The sequence below is a fragment of the Aquabacterium sp. genome, assembly GCF_044226965.1.
In the GTDB taxonomy this organism is placed as follows: domain Bacteria; phylum Pseudomonadota; class Gammaproteobacteria; order Burkholderiales; family Burkholderiaceae_C; genus Pseudaquabacterium.
On record NZ_JBGAGA010000022.1, the window covers coordinates 58,450 to 81,226 of the forward strand.

Here is a 22,777-nt window from a genome sequence, read left to right on the forward strand (position 1 = left end):
GCTTCTCCCGTGGTTCAGACCCCCACCGCGTCCAGCTCCGACTGCGCGTGCGCCAGCCACATCTTCAGGCGCTGGCGCTCCATCAGGCCGAGTGACGCGCCTTCGCGGCCGCTGGCGTTGCGCGCGGCCCAGAAGCTGGCGTTGGCGGCGTCGATCTTCTGCACCACCGCGTCGTGCAGCTTCTTCAGGTTCACGATGCGCGCCCCCAGCGCCATCGCGCGGGCCTGCTCGCCGGACTGCTCCAGCTGCGTGAAGTCGTCGCCGCGCACCTGGTTCTTCACCAGCACGTAGCGCAGCCGCATGCCAAAGGTATCGAGCAGCCGGCGCAGCAGGTCGACCGAGTCCTTGCCCGAGTCCATCACGTGCCAGTAGTAAAGCGCCACGCCGGACATGTCGGCCAGGTCGAGCACGCCGGATTCCTCGATCCACTTCACCAGCGGTGCATGGGTCTGCGCGGCCAGGTCCACCAGCACGCGCCGGCCGGGCTGCTCCACCGCGCTTTCCATGATGGCGTCCATGGCCTCGTAGCGGTCGGCGAGCGCCGGGGCGGCATAGCCGGCGTAGAAGCGCATCAGCGCGCCGTGCGAGCGGTCGGTGTCGTAGCCGACGAAGGGGACCTCGTGGTCGATGAAGTGCTGCGCCAGCAGCCGCGCGACCAGGGACTTGCCGACGCCGCCTTTCTCGCCGCCGATCAGGTGGATCTTGGAGGCGGCAGGCGCCTCGAGGGTGGGAATGGGATTCATGGCGCGGATTCTGCGCTCACGCGCCGCCAGTGCAAGGCCGGCGGCTGCGTGGGCGCGGCCGCCGCGCTAGTCGAACTTGATCGACACCCCGGTGGTCAGCAGCGTGTCGGTGGATTTCAGGCCCAGGCCCGGCTCGCTGTTGTAGTTGGCGCTGAAGCCCACCGTCAGGTTCAGCGTCGAGGACATCGCCACCGCCAGACCGGCGTCCCAGGTGGCGCGGTACTCCCAGCGGTTCTTCAGGTTCGGGGTCACGGCCAGGCGCTGCTTGAAGCTGGTGTTGCTGCCGAGCTTGTGGGTCGACTCCTCGGCCAGCAGCAGCGTGGCGTAGCTGTAGCGGGTGCGCACGGCGTCGTCGATGCGCGTCGGGTCGACATAGCTGTCCTTGGTGTAGCCCAGGCCGCCGAACAGGTCCCAGCTCAGGTCGCTGGTCTTGATCAGGTGGTAGCCCAGGCCGCCCTGCAACTGGCTGCGCAGTTGCAGGTTGGCGAACTTGTTGCGCTCGAAATCGAGCCCGCCGAACACGAACATCAGCGGGCCGAGGTTGTGGTCGTGCCGCCCGCCGAGCCGGAAGCGCTCGGCCGTGGTGGTGCCGCTGCTGCTGGCGTATTGCCCGTTCGCGAATAGCGTGGACTTGTCGTCCTCGGTGGCGCGCACCGCGTCGGCCACCAGCGAGAGGTTGGTGGCGCGCGAGTTGCCCGACGAGGTGCTGGCGCCCAACCCGATGGCGGCGCGGAACTGGCCGTCGGGCTTCACCGTGGCCTGGGCCAGCGCGCTGGCGCAGGCCGCCAGGGCCAGGCCGCCGAGCAGGATCGAACGCAATGTCATGGTGGTCCTCCTTGGCCTGCGGCATCAGGGGGCGCAGGCAGCTCGGCCGATGATGCGCGCCGCTGCGGCGCCGGGCATGCCGGGCGCGCCAGAAGCTTGAGCCTGCGCAATGGGCGAGCGACCGGCGCCTGTCGCGGCGGCGGCCGCGGCGCCGCCACCGCGCCGCCCGGCGTCTACGTCACCTTGCGTATTGGCCGGGTCCGCCCCGGCCCCTAACCTGCGTCGGCCTCTTCCCCCATTCCACACAACAGGAGCGCTCGACCATGAACCTCTCGCGTCGCTTTGCAGCGAAATCCCTCACCGCGCTGGCTGCCACGGCCTGCGCGCTCGGCTTCACGTCGCTGGCCCAGGCCCAGGAAACCATCAAGGTCGGCGTGCTGCACTCGCTGTCGGGCACGATGGCGATCTCGGAAACGGTGTTGAAGGACACCGTGCTGATGGCCATCGACGAGATCAATGCCAAGGGCGGCGTGCTCGGCAAGAAGCTCGAGCCGGTGGTGGTGGACCCGGCCTCGAACTGGCCGCTGTTCGCCGAGAAGGCACGCCAGCTGATCAGCAAGGACAAGGTGGCCGTCACCTTCGGCTGCTGGACCAGCGTGTCGCGCAAGAGCGTGCTGCCGGTGTACGAGGAACTGAACTCGCTGCTGTTCTACCCGGTGCAGTACGAGGGTGAGGAACTCTCGAAGAACGTGTTCTACACCGGTGCCGCACCGAACCAGCAGGCCATTCCGGCGGTGGAATACCTGATGAGCAAGGACGGCGGCAGCGCCAAGCGCTTCGTGCTGCTGGGCACCGACTACGTGTACCCACGCACCACCAACAAGATCCTGCGTTCCTTCCTGCACAGCAAGGGCATCAAGGACGAGGACATCATGGAGGAGTACACCCCGTTCGGGCACTCCGACTACCAGAGCATCATCGCCAAGATCAAGAAGTTCTCGTCCGAAGGCAAGAAGACCGCGGTGGTGTCGACCATCAACGGCGATTCCAACGTGCCGTTCTACAAGGAACTGGGCAACCAGGGCCTGAAGGCGACCGACGTGCCGGTGGTGGCCTTCTCGGTGGGTGAGGAAGAGCTGCGCGGCGTGGACACCAAGCCGCTGGTGGGCCACCTGGCCGCGTGGAACTACTTCATGAGCATCAAGAGCCCGGCCAACACCGAGTTCGTGAAGAAGTGGAGCGACTATGCCAAGGCCAAGGGCATTGCCGGCCACAAGGACAAGCCGCTGACCAACGACCCGATGGAGGCCACCTACATCGGCATCATGATGTGGAAGCAGGCGGTCGAGAAGGCCAAGAGCACCGACACCGACAAGGTCATCGCCGCGATGGCCGGCCAGACCTTCCCGGCGCCGGGCGGCTTCACCTCGACGATGGACCCGAAGAACCACCACCTGCACAAGCCGGTGTTCATCGGCGAGATCAAGGCCGACGGCCAGTTCAACGTGGTGTGGAAGACCAAGGGCCCGGTCAAGGCCCAGCCCTGGAGCCCGTTCATCCCCGAGAACAAGGGCAAGAAGGACGAACCTGAAAAGAAGTAATCGCTGAAGGGCACGGTGCGGGTAGTCCGCGCCGTGCCGGCAGATTGGGGAGTCCGACTTGTTCTCTCGTGTCCTTTGGATAGTGCTGTTCCTGCTGGCGTGGCTGGGTGCTGCGCCGGCAGCTTTTGCGTTGACGCCCGAGCAGGCCGGCAAGATCGCGGCGGGCGACAGCGACGAGCGCATCGCCGCGCTGAACGAGCGCATCGCCGCGGGCGACGTGACGGTGGTGCCGCTGGTGCAGGCCCTGCTCGACGATGCGGTGAAAACCGCCGGCGGCAAGGCCTTCATCGTGCAGGACGGCAAGGCCGTGGAAGCGGCCACGGGCGCGGCGGCCACGCTGCCGGCCGATGCCGAGGACGTGGTCAACAACAACCGCATGCGGCGCGAACTGGAAAGCGCGATCGCGGTGCTGAAGCTGGTGTCGCCCGAGCGCGCGGTGCGCGAGAAGGCGATCGTCGAACTGAAGGACCAGGTCGACGAGGGCAAGCTGCCCTTGATCGAGAAGGCCGAGAAGGCCGAGACCGACCCGCAGCTGAAGGCGCAGCTGGGCCTGCTGCGCGCCGCGGTGCTGATCTCGTCGGACGACGCGGCCAAGCGCGTGGCGGCGGCCAAGGCGCTGTCCGGCTCCAGCGAGCCGGCCACGCGCTCGCTGCTGCTGGAAAGGCTCAACGGCGAATCCGACCCGGCGGTGAAGGCGGCGATCCAGGCGGCGCTGGACAGCGTGCAGGGCCAGCTGGCCTGGGGCGAACGGCTGGGCGTGCTGTTCACCGGCGCCAGCCTCGGTTCGATCCTGCTGCTGGTGGCGCTGGGTCTGGCCATCACCTACGGCCTGATGGGCGTGATCAACATGGCCCATGGCGAGCTGATGATGATCGGCGCCTATGCCACCTACGTGGTGCAGAACCTGTTCCGCCACTACCTGCCGGGCGCCTTCGACTGGTACATCCTGCTGGCGATCCCGGCTTCGTTCTTCACGTCCGCGCTGGTCGGCGCGGTGCTGGAGCGCAGCGTGATCCGCTGGCTCTATGGCCGCCCGCTTGAGACGCTATTGGCCACCTGGGGCATCAGCCTGGTGCTGATGCAGGCGGTGCGCTCGCTGTTCGGCGCGCAGAACGTCGGCGTCGAGAACCCGGCCTGGATGTCCGGCGGCGTGCAGGTGCTGCCGAACCTGGTGCTGCCCTTCAACCGCATCGCGATCCTGGCCTTCGCCGCGCTGGTGCTGCTGGGCATGGCGCTGCTGATCGGCAAGACGCGGCTGGGCCTGTTCGTGCGCGGCGTGACGCAGAACCGCCGCATGGCCGCCTGCGTCGGCGTGGACACCGCGCGCACCGACATGATGGCCTTCGCGCTCGGCGCGGGCATCGCGGGCCTGGCGGGCTGCGCGCTCAGCCAGGTCGGCAACGTCGGGCCGGACCTGGGCCAGGGCTACATCGTCGACTCGTTCATGGTGGTGGTGCTGGGCGGCGTCGGCCAGCTGGCGGGCACCGTGTACGCGGCGCTGGGCCTGGGCATCCTCAACAAGCTGCTCGAAGGCTGGGCCGGCGCGGTGCTGGCCAAGATCATGGTGCTGGTGTTCATCGTCGTCTTCATCCAGAAGCGGCCGCAAGGGTTGTTCGCGGTCAAGGGCCGGAGTGCTGAGGCATGAAGACGCCCGAGGTTCCAATGAGTGTGGTGCTGCAGCAGAAGCGCGGCCTGCTGCTGGGCCCGACCGGCTGGCTGGCCGTGCTGGTGGCGCTGGCTGTCATCACCGTCGTGGTGCCGGTGCTGAACCTCGCGGTGCCCGAGGGCAGCGTGTTCCACCTCAGCGACTACACCGTCAGCCTGGCCGGCAAGATCCTCTGCTACGCGATCTGCGCGCTGGCGATGGACCTGATCTGGGGCTACACCGGCATCCTGTCGCTGGGCCACGGCCTGTTCTTCGCGCTGGGCGGCTACGGCATCGGCATGTACCTGATGCGGCAGATCGGGCGCGACGGCCAGTACAAGGCCGACATGCCCGATTTCATGGTGTTCCTGAACTGGAAGACCTTCCCGTGGCACTGGGCGCTGTCGGACAGCTTCATCGCACAGGCGCTGCTGGTGGTGCTGGTGCCGGGGCTGCTGGCTTTCGTGTTCGGCTGGTTCGCATTCCGCTCGCGCATCAAGGGCGTGTACTTCTCGATCATCACGCAGGCGCTGACCTATGCGGCGATGCTGCTGTTCTTCCGCAACGAGACCGGCTTTGGCGGCAACAACGGCTTCACCGACTTCAAGCGCGTGCTCGGCATCCCGATCGCCACCGCGCAGATGCGGGTGACCCTGTTCGCGCTCAGCGGCGTCACGCTGGTGCTGTTCTACCTGGCCGCGCGCGCCATCGTGAACAGCAAGTACGGCCGCGTGCTGCAGGCCATCCGCGATGCCGAGACGCGCGTGATGTTCACCGGCTACAACCCGCTGGCCTACAAGCTCAGCATATGGTGCGTGTCGGCGGTGATGTGCGCGGTGGCCGGCGCGCTGTACGTGCCGCAGGTGGGCATCATCAACCCGAGCGAGATGTCGCCGGCCGCGTCGATCGAGATCGCCATCTGGACCGCGGTGGGCGGCCGCGCCACGCTGATCGGGCCGATCATCGGCGCCTTCTTCGTCAATGGCGCGAAGAGCTGGTTCACCGTCGCGTTTCCGGAGTTCTGGCTGTATTTCCTCGGGGCCCTGTTCATTGCCGTGACGCTGTTCCTGCCGCACGGCATCGTGGGCCTGTTCAAGCGCGTGACGGAGAAGCGGGCATGACACCCGAGTTGATGGAGGAGGGGGCGAAGCGCCGCGAGGCGTACGAGGCCCGCAAGGCGACGGCGGCCACCGAGAGCGGTGGCCGCCAGGCCGCCTTCGGCCGCGTGCTGAAGATCGGCGAGCCCGACTTCGCGCACGGCGTCGCGCTGTACCTGGACGACATCACCGTCAGCTTCGACGGCTTCAAGGCGCTCAATGCGCTGACGCTCAGCGTCAATGTCGGCGAGCTGCGCTGCATCATCGGACCCAACGGCGCGGGCAAGACGACGATGATGGACTGCATCACCGGCAAGACCCGGCCCGACGCCGGCCGCGCCTTCTTCGGCTCCACCATCGACCTGCTGCGCCTGACCGAACCCGAGATCGCGCAGATCGGCATCGGCCGCAAGTTCCAGAAGCCCACGGTGTATGAGGACCTGAGCGTGTTCGAGAACCTCGAACTCGCGCTCGCCGGCGACCGGCGGGTCAAGGCCTCGCTGTTCTCGCGTCTGAGCGGTGCCCAGCTCGACCGCATCGGCGAGATGCTCGGCACCATCCACCTGAAGGCCGAGGCGCAGCGCACCGCGGGCCTGCTGTCGCACGGCCAGAAGCAGTGGCTGGAGATCGGCATGCTGCTGATGCAGGACCCCAAGCTGCTGCTGCTGGACGAGCCGGTGGCCGGCATGACCGACGAGGAGACCGAGCGCACCGCCGAGCTGTTCCTCAGCCTCGAAGGCAAGCACTCGCTGGTGGTGGTGGAGCACGACATGAAGTTCGTCGACCAGCTCACCGAGGGCCGCAAGAAGGTCACCGTGCTGCACGAAGGCAGCGTGCTGGCCGAGGGACTCTTGTCCGAAGTCCAGGCCAATGAAAAAGTCGTCGAGGTCTACCTCGGCAGATGATGAATCCGGAAGCGACGCCATGCTGAAGGTCGACAGCCTCAACCAGTTCTACGGCGGCAGCCACATCCTGCGCAACCTCGGCTTCGAGGCCGCGCTGGGCGAGGTGACGGTGGTGCTGGGCCGCAACGGCGTGGGCAAGACCACGCTGCTGAAGAGCCTGATGGGCGTGGTGCCGGTGAAGACCGGCACCATCGCGCTCGACGGCGTGGACATCACGCGCGCCACCAGCTACGAGCGGGTGCGCCGCGGCATCGGCTACGTGCCGCAGGGGCGCGAGATCTTCTCGCGCCTGACGGTGGAAGAGAACCTGCGCATGGGCCTGGCGGTGAAGCCCGGCGGCACGCCGATCCCGGCCGAGCTGTTCGAGCTGTTCCCGGTGTTGAAGCAGATGATCGGCCGGCGTGGCGGCGACCTGTCCGGCGGCCAGCAGCAGCAGCTGGCCATTGCGCGCGCACTGGCCGCGGGCCCGAAGCTGCTGATCCTGGACGAGCCGACCGAAGGCATCCAGCCCAGCATCATCAAGGACATCGGCCGCGTCATTCGCATGCTGGCAGACCGCAAGACCATGGCCATCGTGCTGGTCGAGCAGTACTACGACTTTGCCGCCGAGCTGGCCGACCAGTACCTGGTGATGGAGCGCGGCGAGATCATCCAGCGCGGCCGCGGCGACCGGATGGAAGCCGACGGCGTGCGCAAGCTGATGTCGGTGTGAGCTCGGTGTGACGTAGGTGTCAGCACCGCCGGGCCGCCCCGCAGCGGCCCGGGCGCGTCAGCGCATCGCCAGCTGCTGCGGCATCCGGCTGGCCTGGGCCATCTGCTCGGCCCACAGCGTGCCCTTGTCCTCGTGCACCATCGCGAGCTCGCCGCGCGGGATCAGGCCGTGCTCGTTGGCATAGATGGCTTCGGCCACCACCTGCGCGCGCGTCACGGGCGCTGCCACCGGCTCGGGCGCGGCGGCGGGGGCCGGTGCCGTGGCGGCGGCGGTGGCCGCCGGGCTGGGGCTCACGATCACCCGCGGTGGGGTCGCCGGCATCGCCGCCGGGGCGGCCGGCACCGCGGGGGTGGCGGTGTCGGTGCTGGCCTCGGTGTCCTGCGCGGCCGTCGCGGGCTCGGCGGCGGCTGGGGTCAAGGGGGCTTCGGTCGCTGCGGTGGCCGGTTCCACGAGCTCGGTGCCGGCCTGGGCGGGCGGGGTCTCTTCCTGCGCCGGGGCGATCTGGGCCTGGGCCACGCAGATCAGGCTGGCCGCGGCGGCCAGGGTGGCGAGTTGCCAGCGTCGTTGTCGGGTCATGTCGGTACTCCTGCGATGAGGGTGGGGGTCGATAGCGCCACAAGTCAGCGGCACCGCGTGCGGCCAGTCTGACGCAGGGACCGTCGTCATGGCAGGGGTGCGTGGCAATGGAACGCATTCCTGACCTCTGGTCACCGCCCGCCAACGTTTGCTTGCCCGCCTAAACTGCCGGGATGACGACGGCCGACAACCAGACTTCCGCTTCCCCTACAGCGCCGGGCCCGCGGGTCGTGGTAGTGGGCGGCGGCCCGGCCGGCCTGATGGCGGCCGAGGCGCTGCTGGCCGGCGGCGCCAGCGTCGACCTGCACGACGCCATGCCCTCGGTGGGCCGCAAGTTCCTGCTGGCCGGCAAGGGCGGGCTGAACCTGACGCACAGCGAGGCCATGGACGCGTTCATCGGGCGTTATGGCGATCGGCAGGTGCCGGTGGGCGCCTGGCTGCAGGCCTTCGGTCCGCAGGCGCTGCGCGACTGGGCGGCGGGCCTGGGCGTTGCCACCTTCGTCGGGACTTCCGGCCGCGTGTTCCCGGCCGAGATGAAGGCCGCGCCGCTGCTGCGGGCCTGGCTGCACCGCCTGCGCGGCCAGGGCCTGCGACTGCACATGCGGCAGCGCTGGCTGGGTTGGCGCGCCGATGACGATGCCCGGGTGCTGCGCTTTGCCACGCCGGCCGGCGAGCAGGTGCTGCGGCCCGATGCGGTGGTGCTGGCACTGGGCGGTGCCAGCTGGCAGCGCCTGGGCTCGGACGGCGCCTGGGTGCCGGCGCTGGCCGCGCGCGGCGTGGCCATCGCGCCGCTGCAGCCGGCCAATTGCGGCTTCGATGTCGGCTGGAGCGCGTATTTCAGCGAGCGCTTCGCTGGCGCGCCGATGAAGTCGGTGCGGCTGAAGCTGCCGGCCGAGCCCGGCCAGCCGGACTTCGACCGTGCCGGCGAGTTCGTCATCACCGCCGGCGGCATCGAGGGCAGCCTGGTGTACGCGGCCGCGTCGCGCCTGCGCGAGCGCATCGCGCGCGAGGGGTCGGCCACGGTGTTGATCGACCTGCTGCCCGGCCGCAGCGAGGCGCAGCTGGCCGCCGGCCTGGCCAAGGGCCGCGGCGCGCGTTCGCTGCCCAACCACCTGCGCGAGCAGGCCGGACTCGACGGCGTGAAGGCCGCGCTGCTGCGCGAGCGCTACGACGCGACGCAGCTGGCGCAGCGCGTGGCCGCGGCGCCGCAGGCGCTGGCGCAGGAGCTCAAGGCCTGGCCGATCACGCTGCGCGCGCCGCGGCCGATCGACGAGGCCATCAGCACCGCCGGCGGCGTGGCGTTCGAGGCGCTGGACGAGCACCTGATGCTGCGCGCATTGCCCGGCGTGTTCTGCGCCGGCGAGATGCTCGACTGGGAGGCGCCCACCGGCGGCTACCTGCTGACCGCCTGCTTCGCCAGCGGGCGGTGCGCCGGCCGCGGCGTGCTGGCCTGGTGGCAGGGGCAGGCAACGGGGCTTGCACCGACAATGACGCGATGATCACCGTCCACCACCTGAACAACTCCCGTTCGCAGCGCGTGCTGTGGCTGCTGGAAGAGCTGGGCCTGCCCTACGAGATCCGCCACTACCAGCGGGACGCGTCGACGATGCTGGCACCGCCGGAACTGCAGGCGGTGCACCCGCTGGGCAAGTCGCCGGTGATCACCGACGGCGCGCAGACGGTGGCCGAGACCGGCGCCATCGTCGAGTACCTGCTGGACCAGGCCGGCGGCCGGCTGCGCCCGGCGCCCGGCACGCCGGAGTTCCTGCGCTACCGCTACTGGCTGCACTTCGCCGAAGGCTCGGCGATGCCGCCGCTGCTGATGAAGCTGGTGTTCGACCGGATCGCCAGCACGCCGATGCCCTTCTTCGTGAAGCCGATCGTCAGGACCGTGTGCCACAAGGCGCTGGACGCGATCGTCTGGCCGAACCTGAAGCGCCAGCTCGACTTCATGGAAGCCGAGCTCGGCCGCAGCGAATGGTTCGCCGGCGCCGAACTGAGCGGCGCCGACATCATGATGAGCTTTCCGGTCGAGGCCGCCGCCCAGCGCGCCGGGCTGGACGCCCGCCGGCCGAAGCTGATGGCCTTCCTGCAGCGCATCCATGCCCGGCCGGCCTACCGGCGCGCGCTGGAACGCGGCGGGCCGTATGCGTTTGCCGACTAGCTAGCGATCAAAGCGGGCGGCCTCGGCTAGCCGAGCTGCTGCAGGCGCTTCTTCGCGTCTTCCAGCGCGTTGCGCGAGCCGCGGCCGCTGGCCAGGAAGCGCTGGAAGGCCGCGCGCGCGGCCTCGGCCTGCCCGAGGCCCTGCTGGGCGATGCCGAGGCGGTAGTCCACCGGCAGCCGGTCGGCGCCCTTGAGCCTGGCGCTGCGCTCGAACTGCGCCACCGCTTCGGCGAAGGCGCCGGCCTCGGTCTCGACGCGGCCCAGGCCGTAGGGGCCGGCGGCGTGGTCGGGCTGTTCCTTGGCCAGGCGCTGGAACAGGCTGCGCGCCTGCTCCTTCTGGCCCTTGCCCAGCATGCCGACGCCGGTGGTGATCCACAGCTGCTGCAGGTCATCGGCCACCGCGGTGTCGCTGCCGGGCTTGACCTCGGCCAGCAGCGCGGCGGCCTGCTCGTAGTGCTCTTCCTTCAGCGCGACACGGGCCTCCAGCGCGCGGGCCTGCTCGGGCCGCTGCGCGCCGCGCGCCACCTCGGCCGCCTTGGCGGCCCCGCCGCCGGCGAAGCCCGGCACCTGCAGGTAGAACTCCACCAGCGCGCTTCGGGCGGTGTACCACTGCGGCTCGATCTCGAGCGCCTTCGATAACTCGTTCTTGACGCGGCCCACGCTGCTGATCATCTTCATCGCGCCCTGCGACATCGCGTGGATGCCGAGCACGCTGCCCAGCGAGTAGTGGCAGGGCGCGGCCTGCGGCGCCTTCTGCAGGCAGGCTTCGGCGCGCTGGATCACCGCCTCGCGCTTGGCCGAATCGTTGCTGATCATCGCCACCAGCGCGGCGGCCAGCACGGCCTGTGCATCGTCGGCCTTGCTGGCCAGGCGTTGCAGCGCCAGCTGGTCGAGTTCGGCGAAACGCTCGGCGTTGTACAGCGCGTTCAACGTGCTGTCCTTGAACACCTGGGCCTGCGCACCGGTCGGGGCCAGCAGGCCCAGGGTCAGGCCGAGCGTCGAGGTCAGGGCCAGGCCTCGGGCCCTGGACGACAGGCGCAGCGCGCCGGGGAGAACGAACTTCGGCAACATCGGGGAACACTCGCACGGCGGATCGAGCGCGCCATGATGCCTGAAGCATGTTGCTGGATTGAATCCCCCCGAAGCGCCTGCGGCGCCTCCCCCCAAGGGGGGCGCCGCCAGCGGCCCGGCAAAGCCGGTTCCGCGGCGGCTGCCGGGTTGTGACTGATTCGTGCCAGCAGGGTGCCGCAGGCCGCCATGCTCAGGCGCGCAGCCGCACCCTGAGCGTGCTGACCAGGGGTGGCAGGGTGGCCAGCAGGCGGGTCAGGGCGCGCACGTTCTTTGCGCCGGTCTTCGCGCGCAGCGCGCTGATCTGCGTGCGCACGGTGGACAGGGCCACGCCGTGCTGGCGCGCAATGTACTCGGGGGCCTGGCCGTCGCACAGCGCGCGCATCACGCGGGCTTCGCCCGGCGTCAGGCCGCGGTCGCGGGCAAAGCCGTCCAGCGTCAGGTCCTCGCACAGCCGCGTCTTGGCCATGATCAACAGCGCGGTCGGCGCCTGGGCGGGCCCGGCCGGCGGCATCGGCACCACCGCCACGGCCTGGCCGCCGGGCTGGTCCGGCTGCAGCGACACCAGCGTGCGCAGCCCGCGCGCCAGCGCGGCTTCGACCGCACGTTCCAGCGCGGCCTGCGCCTGCCCGTCGGCGGCCCGCAGGCGGCCGCTGTCGTGCGGGTGCAGCGCGCCGGTGCCGGCGTCCAGCAGGCGCTGGGCGGCGCGGTTGGCCAGCAGCAGGCGCAGGCCGCGACCCACCGTGAGCAGCGGATAGTCCATCTCGTCCATCACCGCGGCGGCGAAGTCCTGCGCCGACGGCGGCAACGGCATCGGCATCGGCATCGGCGGCGGGGCCTGATGCAGCGGCATCCGCGCGGCGGGCATCTTCAGCAGCGCGAGCGCTTCGTCCTGGCAAACAGCATCCATCGGGGGCTCCCTGGCAAGGTGGTCTTGTGGCAGCGCAGTGTGGGCATGCCTGGGCGGCGCGCGAATACTGCGAATGCAGGAGGTGGCCCGCTGTTCATCCACAGTCCGAGGTGTCAACATCGACCCATGTCACCGATCACCGTCGCCCTGGTCGAAGACGATGGCCGCATGCGCGATCGCTTCATCCATGCGATCGAGGCCGAGCCTTCGCTGCGCTTCGCCTATGGCGCTTCCACCGCGCAGGACATGCTGGCCTGGTTTGCCGACAACGTGGTGGACGTGCTGCTGGTCGACATCGGGCTGCCGGACCGTTCCGGCCTGGAGGTCATCCGCCGCTGCAGCCGCATGCAGCCGGCCTGTGCGGTGATGGTGATCACGATGTTCGGCGACGAGGCCACGATGCTGCAGGCCTTCGAGGCCGGCGCACGCGGCTACCTGCTGAAGGACGGCACCGAGGCCGACCTGGCCACCCATGTGCTGAGCCTGCATGCCGGCGGCTCGCCGATGACGCCGATCATCGCGCGCCAGCTGCTCGCACGCTGGCAGGCCGACGCGCAGCAGCGGCCGGCGGCGCGGCGCACCGATGTGGCGACACAGCCCGCCGGTGATGCCCGGCCCGAGGCCCTGTCGCGCCGCGAATCGCAGGTGCTCGACCTGGTGGCGCGCGGCTTCACCTACCCGGAGATTGCGGCGCAGATGAGCGTCTCGGTCACCACCGTGCAGACCCACGTGCGCAACATCTACGGCAAGCTGGGCGTGCACAGCAAGACCGAGGCGGTGTACGAAGCCCGGCAGTACGGCCTGCTGCCGTGAGCCGGCCGGTGTGCCCGCCGCGGTGGTGGCTGGGGCTGCTGCTGCTGATGCTGCTGGGCCTGGCGGCCTGCACCGAGGCGCCGGGCGCGCGTGACGGGGTGGCCTTCATCGACACGGCGCGGGCCCGGCTCGAACCCGAGGCCGGTCCGCCGCAGCAACGCAGCGTGCGGCTGCGCTTTCGCTGGGACCGCGAATTCCCCGGCCAGGCAGGCCGTGCCACCTTCACCGTGGCGCTGCCACCGGCCACCGGCGCGGGCCCGCAGGCGCTGCAATTCGAGTACCTTGCGAACCAGGCGCTGATCCGCGTCAACGGCCAGGTGGTGCGGCGGGTCGGCGTGCTGGGCAATCCGGCCGAGGACGGCGGCCGCATGCAGGTCTACGTGCCGCTGCCGGCCAGCCTGGTGCGGGCCGATCGGCCGAACGAGCTGGTGGTGCAGGCCAGCATGCAGGCGCTGCGCCATGGCGGGCTGGGCGAGCTGCGCTTCGGCCCGGACGCGGTACTGGCCGAACCCCACCGGCAGCTGCGCCTGCGCGACGAAACCATGTCGGCGGCCTACGCGGCGGTGCTGCTGATCGTCGGCGGCCTGTCGGCGGCGCTGTGGTGGCGCCAGCGCGATCCGGTGTACGGCTGCTTCGCGCTGGCCTCGGTGCTGGGCATTCCGCGCCAGATCAACAACATCGACGTGCCGGTGCCGCTGCCCTGGCCCTGGTGGGGCTGGCTGGTGGCCGTGTGCTACGGCGGCCAGCTGCTGCTGACGGCGCGCTTCATCTTCCTGGTGGTCGACCGCGACTCGCGCTGGCTCAAGCGCATCACCTACGGCGTGCTGACGGCCGCGCTGGTGCTGCCCACCTTGTCGTTCGCGCTGCGCCTGCCGCTGTTGTGGACCGTCGCGCTCGGCCTGACGCTGGCCTACGGCCTGGGCTGCTTCGTCATCGTGCTGCAGCAGGCGCTGCTGCGGCGCCAGCCGCTGGCCTGGCTGGTGCTGGGGGCCGGCACGCTGATGCTGCTGGCCGGCGCCCATGACTTCCTGTGGGTGCGCATCGGCCTGGCGCCGGCGTCGGCGGCCGAACTGGTGCCGCATGTCTGGTTCGGCTTCGTGCTGCTGCTGGCCGGCATCGTCGTGGCCCGCTACAGCCGGGCCCGCGCCGACATCGAGGCGCTGAACCGCACGCTGGCCGAGCGCGTGGCCGAGCGCGAGCGCCAGCTGCAGCAGGCCTTCGACGCGTTGCAGCTGCAGCAGCAGGAGCAGGCGGTGCTGGCCGAGCGCCAGCGCATCATGCGCGAGATCCACGACGGCATCGGCTCGCAGCTGGTGGGGCTGCTCGGCATGGTGGGCGGCCAGGCCGCGCCGGACCGCGCCGAGCTCGAACACCAGGTGCGGCTGGCGCTGGACGAGATGCGCATGGCGGTGGATTCGCTGCAGCCGGTGCACAACGACCTGACCACCGTGCTGGCCACCCTGCGCTACCGCCTGCAGCCGCGGCTGCAGGCCGCCGGCATCGCCGTGGTGTGGGACGTGGCCGCGCTGCCCGCGCTGCCCGAGCTGACGCCGCACACCATCCTGCAGCTGCAGCGCATGCTGCTCGAAGCCTTCACCAACGTGCTGAAGCATGCCGGCGCCACGCAGGTGACCGTCAGCGCCGCCTGGCAGCCCGGCCCGCCGGCAATGGTGTGCCTGAGCCTGCAGGACAATGGCCGCGGCTTTCAGGTGATAGACAGCGAGGAGGCCGGCACGCGAGGCACCCGCGGCCACGGCATCACCAACATGCGCGCGCGGGCCGGGGCCATCGGGGCGCGGCTGCAACTGCAGTCCGCACCGGGCCAGGGCTGCCGCATCACGATCGAGCTGCCAGCCGGCGCCGCCGATGGGTCCTGATGCAAACTTCCCGACCCATGGCTGACTGGCTTCTTCACCCCGCCGATACCGTGGACCCCGCCGTGTTGCATGCGGCCTTCGGCGACGCCTTTGCCGACTACCTGATCGGGCCGTTCCAGCTGGCGCTCGAGGCCTGGCCGGCCTTCCTGGCGCGGCAGGCGGTGGATCTGTCGCTGAGCCGCGTGGCCGTTTCGGCGCAGCAGGGCCTGCTGGCCTTCGCGTTCGTCGCAGCACGGCCCGCCGCCCGGCGCTGGCGCCTGGCGACGATGGGGGCGCGGCCGGTGGCGCGCGGCAGCGGTGCGGCGCCGGCGCTGCTGGACGACTTCATCGCCCGGGCGCGTGCCGCCGGGCAGCAGGCGGTGGAGCTGGAGGTGTTTGCGCAGAACGAGCGGGCGCTGCGCCTGTACCAGGGCCGCGGGTTTGTCGAGCGGCACGAGCTGTTCGGCTACCGGCTCGCCGGCAGCGAAAGCGAAGGCGAGCCCGCTGCCGCGGCCGGCGCTGCCGCGCAGCCGGTCGCGCGCGACGATGCATTGGCCTGGCTGCGCGCCACCGAGGCCCGCATCGGCGAACTGCCGCTGCAGGTGACGGCCGACGTGCTGTCGGCGTTGGCCCCGCCCTGGCAGGCGTGGCGGCGGGGCGCCGCGCAGCTCGTGTTCAGCGCGGCCGACGGCGGGCCGCTGGTCCTGCACAGCCTGATCGACACCTCGCCCGACCAGGCCGATGCCGCGCTGCTGCTGCAGGCCTTGCGCGCCCAATACCCGACCCGCGAGATCCGCGTGCCGCAGCTGCAGCGCAACGACCTGGGCGGCCGTGCGCTCGAAGCCGCGGGCTTCGAACGCTTGCCCTTGCACCAGCTGTGGTTGCGCCTGGATCTGTCCTAGCGGACAAAAGCAGCGGCCTTCAGGTGCGCCACACCCGCGGCGGCACCGGCGCCTGGCCCCAGGCCAGCGGCCGCCAGGCGGCCCACACCGATTGCAGCAGCTGCATCGCCGGCTCGACGCGGTCGGCCAGCACGCGCAGCACCACGGCGCGTTCATGCAGCGGCGTGACGCCGGCCTGCGCGGCCAGCGGGTGCGCATCGATCAGCGCGCGCGCCGCGTCGACCAGCGCTTCGGCGAGCACGCGGCCCAGCGCTGCACCGCCGGCCAGCCACAGGCTGCCGAGCACGCGGTGGCCGGCCAGGCCCAGCGGGCTGTCCAGCAGCAGCGTGTCCTGGCCGTCGATGCGGCCACGCTCCAGCCACACGCCGGGCAGCGCCAGCTGCTGCTGGAAGCGGCCGTGGTCGAAGGCCTGGCCGGCCGCGGGCAGGCCCAGCGCCAGCAGGTCCCAGCCGATCATCTGTGCGCCGGGCGCGAGCTCGCAGCGCACGCGGTTCTCGGCCTCGCAGCCGCGGTAGGCGATGGTTTCCAGCGGCAGCCATTCGAGCCGCGCGCCCTCGGCCAGCTGCAGCGTGGCCTGCTGCAGCGCCAGGTCGCCCGCGCTGCGGTAGAAGCGCGTGGCGCCAGGCGTGGTGATCAGCGCCTGCGTGCCGGGATCGAGCCGGACATCGATGCGCAGCTCGTCGCCGCCGACGATGCCGCCCGGCGGGTGCACCAGCACGTGGTGGCACACCGCGGGGCCTTCGGGGTACAGGCGCTGCAGCACGCGCAGCGGGCCGTGGTGGCGGTCGAGCGCGATGGTGCGTTCGCCGTCGCGGCGGTAGTGCAGGTCGAGGTGGCCTTGCCAGCCCATGCGGCGCCCTGGGGAAACCAAAGCGCCGCAGTGTAGGAGGGTTCAGGCCGCCTGCTGCAGCAGCCCCATCATGCGTTCCAGCGCGGCCTGGTCCGGGCCGATGAAGGGGTGCGCGTGGCGTGCCGCCAGCAGGTTCTCGAACAGCGTCTCGATCATGCCGGCATCGGCATAGGGCAGGTGGCTGCCCAGCACGCCGGCCGGGGCCAGCGCGCGCAGCTGCGACAGCGCGCCGGCCACATGCGCTTCGCTGACGTGCGCGAACCACGGCGCGTCGAAGGCCGACCACATCGACATGCCTTCCTGCAGGGCTGCGCGGGTCATCTCGCGCACGCTCTCGGCCGGCTGGGCCATCAGCGCGCCGAAGCAGTCCGCGCTCACCAGCAGGCGGCTGCGGTTGTCGAGCAGGCCCATGGTCTCGGGGGCGTCGTAGATCGGCGGGCGCAGCGCCAGCAGCTGGCGGTCGCCCAGGTCCAGCGTCTGGCCCGGATTGACCAGGTAGGCCCGCTCCAGCGGCAGGCCCATCAGGTCCATCTTGCCCATGCCGGTGTAGTTGGTGACGACGCGCGCGTTCGGCGCCTCGGCCAGCACCGCGCGCAGGTTGCCGATGTGGTCGGCGTCCAGGTGGGTGAGCCAGATCCAGCGCAGATCGGCCGGGTCGATGACGCTGCGCAGCTCGCGCAGGAAGCCTTCCTGCAGCACGGCGATGCCGGTGTCGACGAGCACCGGCTGGCGTGCGCGGATGACATGGGCATTCACCGGCACCAGGCCGAAGCCGGGCAGCGGCGCGTAGGCGCGCAGCGCGATGGTGTCGGTGCCGACCCGGCGGGTGCCGAGCATGGCGGGGAACTGGAGGGGCGAGGACATGGCGGGTTCCTACAAGCGCAGTGATGACAGGCCGCCAGTCTCGGGCGACGCCGCGTCGCCAACATCAGCCGATGGAGCCATCCGCCCGCCCGCCGATGGGCCATGGCCCCGGGCCACGGCCGCGCCGTGTCATCCCCCTTCGGCGTAGCCCGCGAACGAGGCCTTCAGGCTGGCATGGTTCAGCAGCATCTCGGCCTTCAGCACCTGGCCGGCGGCGTCGAAGATGCGGGTGTGCACCCAGAACGACTCGGTGCGCTTGCTCTCCGACAGCGCGACGATCTCGCGCCGCAGCAGGTAGTCCTCGCCGACGAACAGCGGCCCGTCCACCATGCGGATCTGCTGGTCGGCGAACAGGCCCACGGCCGGCCCCTTGACCGCGAACTGCGCCTGCGCGCTGCTGTACTCGGCCAGCACGCTGACCATCTCCAGCGGGATGATGGCCCGGCCCCAGGGCGAGGCGGCGGCGTCGCGGTACCAGGGCGAGGGCTCGGTGATCCTGGCCAGCTTCTGGTTCAGGCTGAAGGGGTAGAGCGCGCCCAAGGGTTGGTCGGGGTCCATGCGCACGCGCTCGTCCTGCGCGCCGCGCTGGCCCACGCGCAGGTCGGCCAGGATGCGCAGGGGGCCCGGCGGGCGCAGCTGGGCCATGCGCGCTTCCAGCAGCGTGGGCGCGGTGTCGGGCCCGAGGCTGGCGCTGGCTTCGAGCACCGGGGTGCCGTCGGCCTTCTCGGCCCAGGCGCGGGTGCGCGTGGCGCCCGGCTCGGCCGGGAGCTCGACGAAGGCGCGCACCTGCTCGCCTTCGACCACCATGGTCTGGTAATGCGCCGAGAAGCAGCCGCGCTCGAACCAGGCCCGGCCCCAGAGTTGCGCCAGCAGCGGCGCGAACTGGCTGAAATGCGTGGGCCCTTCGATCGGCGCGCCGCGGAAGCCGAGCTTCTCGGCCGTCGCGTCATCGTGGATCGAGCTGTGGCCGCCGTATTCCTGCTCGGCCAGCATCTGCAGCGGCTGCCGCAGCGGGCCGCACAGCATCACGGGGGTGTCGGTGTTGAAGCGCATCGGGCCATCTTCCCACCGGCCCTGCCGCGCGGCTTGCACCTGCGCGACAGTGCGGCAGCCGGCCGATCACGCCGCCTGCGAGCCCCGGTGCGCCCAGCCGGTGAGGCGCTTTTCCAGCACGGAGAACAGCTCGTACATCAGCATCGCCATGGCGCCGACCACCACCAAGCCGGCGAAGGCCAGGCCCATCTGCATCGAGCTGCCGGCCGAAACCAGCAGGTAGCCGATGCCCTCGTTCGACGCCGTCATTTCCGACACCGTGGTGCCGACGAAGGCCAGCGTGATGGCCACCTTCAGCGAGCCGAAGAAGTAGGGCATCGAGCGCGGCAGGCCCACCTTCACCAGCACGTCCCAGCGCCGCGCGCCGAGCACGCGCAGCACGTCTTCCAGCTCGGGTTCCAGCGTGGCCAGCCCGGTGGCGATGTTGACGGTGATCGGGAAGAACGAGATCAGGAAGGCCGTGAGCACCGCCGGCCCGACGCCGATGCCCAGCCACACCACCAGGATCGGCACGAAGGCCGCCTTGGGCAGCGCGTTGAAGCCGGTCATCAGCGGGTAGATGGCGGCATAGGCCAGGCGCGAGCTGCCGATCAGGAAGCCCAGCAGCACGCCGACGACGATGGCGATGCCGAAGCCGGCCAGCGTGACCCAGAAGGTGCGCCAGGCATGCTTGGCGATCTCGCCCTTGAATTCCACCAGCTGCTGCCAGATGCGCGCCGGGCTCGGGAAGATGAAGTCGCTGACCGCGAACACGCTGCAGATGGCCTGCCACAGCAGCAGCACCACGACCAGCAGCACCCACGGCGACCAGGATTCGAGCGTCTTGGACTTCTTCACGGCGCCACCTCCGCGCCGGCCTTGCCGAAGCTGTTGCGCACGGCGCCGATGTGCCCGCGCAGCTCGTGCACGATGTCGGTGAAGGCCGGCGTGTAGGTCACTTCCAGGTCGCGCGGGCGCGGCAGGTCGATCTCGCGCCGCACGACGAAGCGGCCGGGGCTGCGGCTCATCACGTACACGGTGTCGGCGAGGAACACGCTCTCGCGCAGGTCGTGCGTCACCAGGATCACGTTGAACTGCTGCGCGGCCTGCAGGTCGCGCAGCGTGCACCACAGCTCCTCGCGCGTGAACGCGTCGAGTGCGCCGAAGGGCTCGTCCAGCAGCAGCATCTTCGGCTCGTGGATCAGCGCGCGGCAGATGCTGGCGCGCTGCTGCATGCCGCCGGAGAGCTGCCACGGGAACTTGTCCTCGTAGCCGGCCAGGCCCACGCTCTGCAGCAGCCGGCGCGCGCGGTCTTCGTACTCGGCTCGTCTCTGCTTGAAGCTCGAGCGGTAGGGCTCGACGATCTCCAGCGGCAGCATCACGTTGCGCACGGTGGTGCGCCAGGGCAGCAGGCTGGGCGCCTGGAAGGCCATGCCGGTGATCTTCAGCGGCCCGGTCACCGGCTGGCCGCCGATGCGGATGCTGCCACGGCTGGGCCGCTTCAGCCCGGTGGCCAGCTTCATGAACGTGGACTTGCCGCAACCGGAGGGGCCGACGATGGCGATGAATTCGCCCTCGCGCACCTGCAGGTTGATGTCCTCGACCGCGAAGTGGCCCTGCGCCAGCAGCTCGGGGTTGTAGGCCAGCCAGACGCCTTCGAACTCGACGAAGCTCATGCGGGCCGGCGCCTACTTCTTGCTGCCGGCAAAGATGTTGCGCGAGGCCGCATCGGGCAGGAAGCTGCCGTTCCAGATCACGTCGGGGTCGATGCGGCCCTTGGTGGTGTAGGCATCGGCCACCTGGCTGGCCATCAGCGCCAGGCGCGGCTTGCTCAGGTCGCCGAAGCCTTCGGCCGCCGCGTCCTTGGTGGCGATCGAGGACTGGATCGCCAGGCGCAGCCGGCGCTCCTCGAGTTCGCTGTTGACGATGCCGTCGCGTTCCTTCACGGTGGCCACCGCGGCCTTGGGATCGGCCAGCACGTCCTTCGCGCCCTTGACGAAGGCGCGCAGGAAGGCCTTGATCTGCTCGGGCCGCTTCTTGACCATCTCTTCGGACGCGATGATCACGTTGCCGTAGAGCTTGACGCCGTAGTTCGGGTACAGCATCACCGCCACCTCGTCGGCCTTGATGCCGCGGGCCTCCAGGTTCAGCAGGCTGGTGAAGTAGAAGCCGGTGATCGCGTCGACATCGCCCTTGGCCAGCATGGTCTCGCGCAGTGGCGGGTCCATGCTGATCCAGTTGACGGCGCCCACGTTGTTGGCCTTCTGGAACACCGGGAAGGCACGGCGCCCGGCGTCGAACACTGGCGCGCCGAGCTTCTTGCCGGTCAGGTCGGCCGGGGTCTTGATGCCGCTCTTCTTCAGCGAGAACACCGCCGCCGGCGTGTTGTTGTAGACCATCATCACCGCCACCGGCTTGTTCGGCGCGGTGGGGTTGTTGGCGTGGAACTCCATCAGCGCCGCCAGGTCGGCGAAGCCCATGTCGTAGGTGCCCGAGGCCACCCGGTTCACCGCATTGCCCGAGCCGTTGCCGGCATCGATGGTGACGTTCAGCCGCTCCTGCTTGAAGTAGCCCTTGGCGGCCGGCACCAGGAACAGCGCGGCGGGGCCTTCGAAGCGCCAGTCGAGCTGGAACTTGATCGGGGTTTCCTGGGCCTGCGCGGGCAGGGTGGCGAGCAGGGTGCCGCTGGCGGCAGCCGCCAGCAGGGCGCGGCGGGCAAGGATGGGCAGTGACATGGGCTCAAGCTCCTCGTTGTGATGCGAAGTCTGGTTCTGCAAGTTTCGTGCGCGGCGGGCTGCGCCGCATCCGGGGATGCCGCATGGTGCGGCCGGTGGGGCCTGCCTACACTGATCCCCCGTGAGCCTTGCACCTTCTGCCGACAGCCGCGCCAACCCGGTGCGCCACCTGCGCCAGGTGCTGCTGTGGCCCCTGCGGCTGCTGCGCCAGCCTGGCAGCGAGGCCGGCCCGCCCTGGCAGGTGCTGCGCGACCTCGGGCCGTCCTGCCCCTGGCAGGAGGTGGTGGACGAGTACACCGGTGACGCCGGCCGCTTCCACGAGCGCCACTACAACGAGTTCGTCACCTTCCTGCCCTTCGTGCAGCGCTTCCTGTTCGGCGAAGGCCGCAGCGGCCGCGATTGCGACGATGGCTCCGGCGGCGCGCCGATGCGCGTGTTCCGCCGCCGCGACGTGGCCGCCGCGCGGGTGGTCACGCGGGCCGGCGCGGCGCCGCTGACGCTGAAGCTGGTGCATGTCGACCTGTACTTCTTCTTCGATGTCGACGTGGTGCTGCTCAACCTGGAGCTCGAGATCGACGAGCTGCCGCTGGCCATCGCCCAGGACCTGATGTACCGCCTGGGCCGCGCCTACCCGCCCGGCTGGGACGCTGCCGGCGAGCCGATGCACTGCCTGGCCGGCGCCGAATTCCTGGACGCGCAGGGCCGCGTGCTGGCCGCCTCGGACGCACGCCAGCGCGACGCCTTCCTGGCCCACGTGGCCGAGCACCGCGCGCCGCGCATCGCCGCGCACTGGGCCTGGCTGCTGCAGCCGCTGGTGCCCGACCATTCGCCCGAGCAGGCGCCGCTGCGCTACCGGCAGATCGAGTACCACCGCATGCCGATGATGGCCTACCTGGCGCTGGATGAACCCGGTGCGCTGAGCCGCAACGACTTCGTGCGCCTGGGCCTGGTGACCGGTGCCAGCGATGGCGCCGCGGCCGACCTGCCGTACGCGCAGCGCCACCTCGACGACTTCGAGGCGCGCTACTGCTACGACCGCTTCTGGACCTCCGTCGGTGCCGCGCCCGATACGCGTTATCTGTGCAGCGGCCATTCGCTGGTGGTGGTGGGTCGCGCCGATGCGCAGTTCTTCCGCTGCGGCGAGCGCGGCGTGCTGGCGCAGTTCCGCCACCAGCATTTCATGGTCTTCATGATCGTGCACCTGCAGAAGGCCGCGCTGCTGATGTTCAGCGACCGTCTGGTGGAAGCGCTGAAGAGCCTGAACGTGCGCAGCGCCCCCAGCGTCAAGCGCTTCAAGCGGGCCATCCGGCACAGTTTCGAGGGCTTCCTGCGCTTCACGCACCGCTACTGGTTCCGCGAGATCTCCGACCAGGCCCAGACGCGCGCGCTGTTCCGCCTGGCCTCGGCCCACCTGCAGCTGGAGCCGCTGTATGCCGAGGTGAAGGAGCGCATCGCCGACATGAACGCCTACCTCGACGCCGACAGCCTGCGCCGCCAGGCCAACACCGTGGTGCGGCTGACGGTGGTGACGATCTTCGGC

At 70.5% G+C, this 22,777-nt stretch carries 22 protein-coding genes; 11 read left to right on the forward strand and 11 right to left on the reverse strand.

The annotated features are described in order from the left end of the window. Nucleotides 1-14: 14 nt before the first annotated feature. On the reverse strand, nucleotides 15-743 hold the full coding sequence (locus ACILR4_RS12330) for a mobilization protein (protein ID WP_395701153.1): 729 nt from the start codon (nucleotides 741-743) through the stop codon (nucleotides 15-17). A gap of 66 nt (nucleotides 744-809) precedes the next feature. Continuing rightward, entirely contained in the window at nucleotides 810-1,568 is a 759-nt protein-coding gene (locus tag ACILR4_RS12335) for a YdiY family protein (RefSeq protein WP_395701154.1), read from the reverse strand. A 263-nt stretch (nucleotides 1,569-1,831) separates the two neighbouring features. Between ACILR4_RS12335 and urtA the strand changes: the two genes are divergently transcribed. Genes urtA through urtE form a run of 5 tightly spaced genes read left to right on the forward strand, consistent with a single transcriptional unit; the run spans nucleotide 1,832 to nucleotide 7,468 of the window. Further along, the gene (gene urtA, locus ACILR4_RS12340) at nucleotides 1,832-3,109 is read left to right on the forward strand and encodes an urea ABC transporter substrate-binding protein (protein WP_395701155.1); all 1,278 of its coding nucleotides are present in this window, start codon (nucleotides 1,832-1,834) and stop codon (nucleotides 3,107-3,109) included. Between the two features lie 58 nt (nucleotides 3,110-3,167). Continuing rightward, nucleotides 3,168-4,754, forward strand: a complete 1,587-nt coding sequence (gene urtB, locus ACILR4_RS12345; RefSeq protein WP_395701156.1) for an urea ABC transporter permease subunit UrtB — start codon at nucleotides 3,168-3,170, stop codon at nucleotides 4,752-4,754. Nucleotides 4,755-4,771: 17 nt separating this feature from the next. Next, the gene (urtC, locus tag ACILR4_RS12350) at nucleotides 4,772-5,875 is read left to right on the forward strand and encodes an urea ABC transporter permease subunit UrtC (RefSeq protein ID WP_395701157.1); all 1,104 of its coding nucleotides are present in this window, start codon (nucleotides 4,772-4,774) and stop codon (nucleotides 5,873-5,875) included. After that, nucleotides 5,872-6,756 (forward strand): urea ABC transporter ATP-binding protein UrtD, encoded by an 885-nt coding sequence (urtD, locus tag ACILR4_RS12355; protein ID WP_395701158.1) that lies wholly within the window; start codon nucleotides 5,872-5,874, stop codon nucleotides 6,754-6,756. The genes urtC and urtD overlap by 4 nt, the downstream gene beginning before the upstream one ends. A 19-nt stretch (nucleotides 6,757-6,775) precedes the next feature. Continuing rightward, nucleotides 6,776-7,468: an urea ABC transporter ATP-binding subunit UrtE gene (gene urtE / locus ACILR4_RS12360; protein WP_395701159.1), complete on the forward strand. Its 693-nt coding sequence runs from the start codon at nucleotides 6,776-6,778 to the stop codon at nucleotides 7,466-7,468. Nucleotides 7,469-7,525: 57 nt separating this feature from the next. Here urtE and ACILR4_RS12365 read toward each other — a convergent pair whose 3' ends face one another. Beyond that, on the reverse strand, nucleotides 7,526-8,044 hold the full coding sequence (locus tag ACILR4_RS12365) for a DUF4148 domain-containing protein (protein WP_395701160.1): 519 nt from the start codon (nucleotides 8,042-8,044) through the stop codon (nucleotides 7,526-7,528). 173 nt (nucleotides 8,045-8,217) lie between these two features. Here ACILR4_RS12365 and ACILR4_RS12370 point away from each other — a divergent pair, with 173 nt between their 5' ends. Both ACILR4_RS12370 and ACILR4_RS12375 read left to right on the forward strand, forming a co-directional pair. Beyond that, nucleotides 8,218-9,543, forward strand: a complete 1,326-nt coding sequence (locus ACILR4_RS12370) for a TIGR03862 family flavoprotein (RefSeq protein ID WP_395701161.1) — start codon at nucleotides 8,218-8,220, stop codon at nucleotides 9,541-9,543. Then, nucleotides 9,540-10,208 carry a glutathione S-transferase gene (locus ACILR4_RS12375; protein ID WP_395701162.1) on the forward strand — a complete coding sequence of 223 codons (669 nt, stop codon included), beginning with the start codon at nucleotides 9,540-9,542 and terminating at the stop codon, nucleotides 10,206-10,208. Before ACILR4_RS12370 ends, ACILR4_RS12375 begins: the two co-directional genes overlap by 4 nt. Nucleotides 10,209-10,234: 26 nt before the next feature. On the opposite strand, the gene ACILR4_RS12380 is transcribed toward ACILR4_RS12375, so the two are convergent. Next, complete coding sequence (locus tag ACILR4_RS12380; protein WP_395701163.1) at nucleotides 10,235-11,278, reverse strand: hypothetical protein; 1,044 nt, start codon at nucleotides 11,276-11,278, stop codon at nucleotides 10,235-10,237. 190 nt (nucleotides 11,279-11,468) lie between these two features. Then, nucleotides 11,469-12,185 (reverse strand): helix-turn-helix transcriptional regulator, encoded by a 717-nt coding sequence (locus tag ACILR4_RS12385; RefSeq protein ID WP_395701164.1) that lies wholly within the window; start codon nucleotides 12,183-12,185, stop codon nucleotides 11,469-11,471. Between the two features lie 126 nt (nucleotides 12,186-12,311). Here ACILR4_RS12385 and ACILR4_RS12390 point away from each other — a divergent pair, with 126 nt between their 5' ends. Genes ACILR4_RS12390 through ACILR4_RS12400 form a run of 3 tightly spaced genes read left to right on the forward strand, consistent with a single transcriptional unit; the run spans nucleotide 12,312 to nucleotide 15,756 of the window. Continuing rightward, a complete protein-coding gene (locus tag ACILR4_RS12390) occupies nucleotides 12,312-12,998 on the forward strand; it encodes a response regulator (protein ID WP_395701165.1) in 687 nt (228 codons plus the stop codon). Next, complete coding sequence (locus ACILR4_RS12395) at nucleotides 12,995-14,875, forward strand: ATP-binding protein (protein WP_395701166.1); 1,881 nt, start codon at nucleotides 12,995-12,997, stop codon at nucleotides 14,873-14,875. The genes ACILR4_RS12390 and ACILR4_RS12395 overlap by 4 nt, the downstream gene beginning before the upstream one ends. A gap of 50 nt (nucleotides 14,876-14,925) precedes the next feature. Next, on the forward strand, nucleotides 14,926-15,756 hold the full coding sequence (locus ACILR4_RS12400; protein ID WP_395701167.1) for a GNAT family N-acetyltransferase: 831 nt from the start codon (nucleotides 14,926-14,928) through the stop codon (nucleotides 15,754-15,756). Nucleotides 15,757-15,775: 19 nt separating this feature from the next. Here ACILR4_RS12400 and ACILR4_RS12405 read toward each other — a convergent pair whose 3' ends face one another. The 6 genes from ACILR4_RS12405 to ACILR4_RS12430 all read right to left on the reverse strand — a co-directional run bounded on the left by ACILR4_RS12405 (nucleotide 15,776) and on the right by ACILR4_RS12430 (nucleotide 21,237). After that, nucleotides 15,776-16,606, reverse strand: coding sequence for an urease accessory protein UreD (locus ACILR4_RS12405; protein ID WP_395701168.1), 831 nt, complete (start codon nucleotides 16,604-16,606; stop codon nucleotides 15,776-15,778). 42 nt (nucleotides 16,607-16,648) lie between these two features. Next, a complete protein-coding gene (locus tag ACILR4_RS12410) occupies nucleotides 16,649-17,470 on the reverse strand; it encodes an MBL fold metallo-hydrolase (protein WP_395701169.1) in 822 nt (273 codons plus the stop codon). 129 nt (nucleotides 17,471-17,599) lie between these two features. Further along, a complete protein-coding gene (locus tag ACILR4_RS12415) occupies nucleotides 17,600-18,523 on the reverse strand; it encodes a hypothetical protein (RefSeq protein WP_395701170.1) in 924 nt (307 codons plus the stop codon). Between the two features lie 66 nt (nucleotides 18,524-18,589). Next, entirely contained in the window at nucleotides 18,590-19,360 is a 771-nt protein-coding gene (locus ACILR4_RS12420; RefSeq protein WP_395701171.1) for an ABC transporter permease, read from the reverse strand. Continuing rightward, nucleotides 19,357-20,178, reverse strand: a complete 822-nt coding sequence (locus tag ACILR4_RS12425; protein ID WP_395701172.1) for an ABC transporter ATP-binding protein — start codon at nucleotides 20,176-20,178, stop codon at nucleotides 19,357-19,359. Before ACILR4_RS12425 ends, ACILR4_RS12420 begins: the two co-directional genes overlap by 4 nt. Before the next feature lie 12 nt (nucleotides 20,179-20,190). After that, on the reverse strand, nucleotides 20,191-21,237 hold the full coding sequence (locus ACILR4_RS12430) for an ABC transporter substrate-binding protein (protein WP_395701173.1): 1,047 nt from the start codon (nucleotides 21,235-21,237) through the stop codon (nucleotides 20,191-20,193). Between the two features lie 121 nt (nucleotides 21,238-21,358). Between ACILR4_RS12430 and ACILR4_RS12435 the strand changes: the two genes are divergently transcribed. Then, on the forward strand, nucleotides 21,359-22,777 hold a 1,419-nt coding region (locus ACILR4_RS12435), incomplete at its 3' end, for a hypothetical protein (RefSeq protein WP_395701174.1).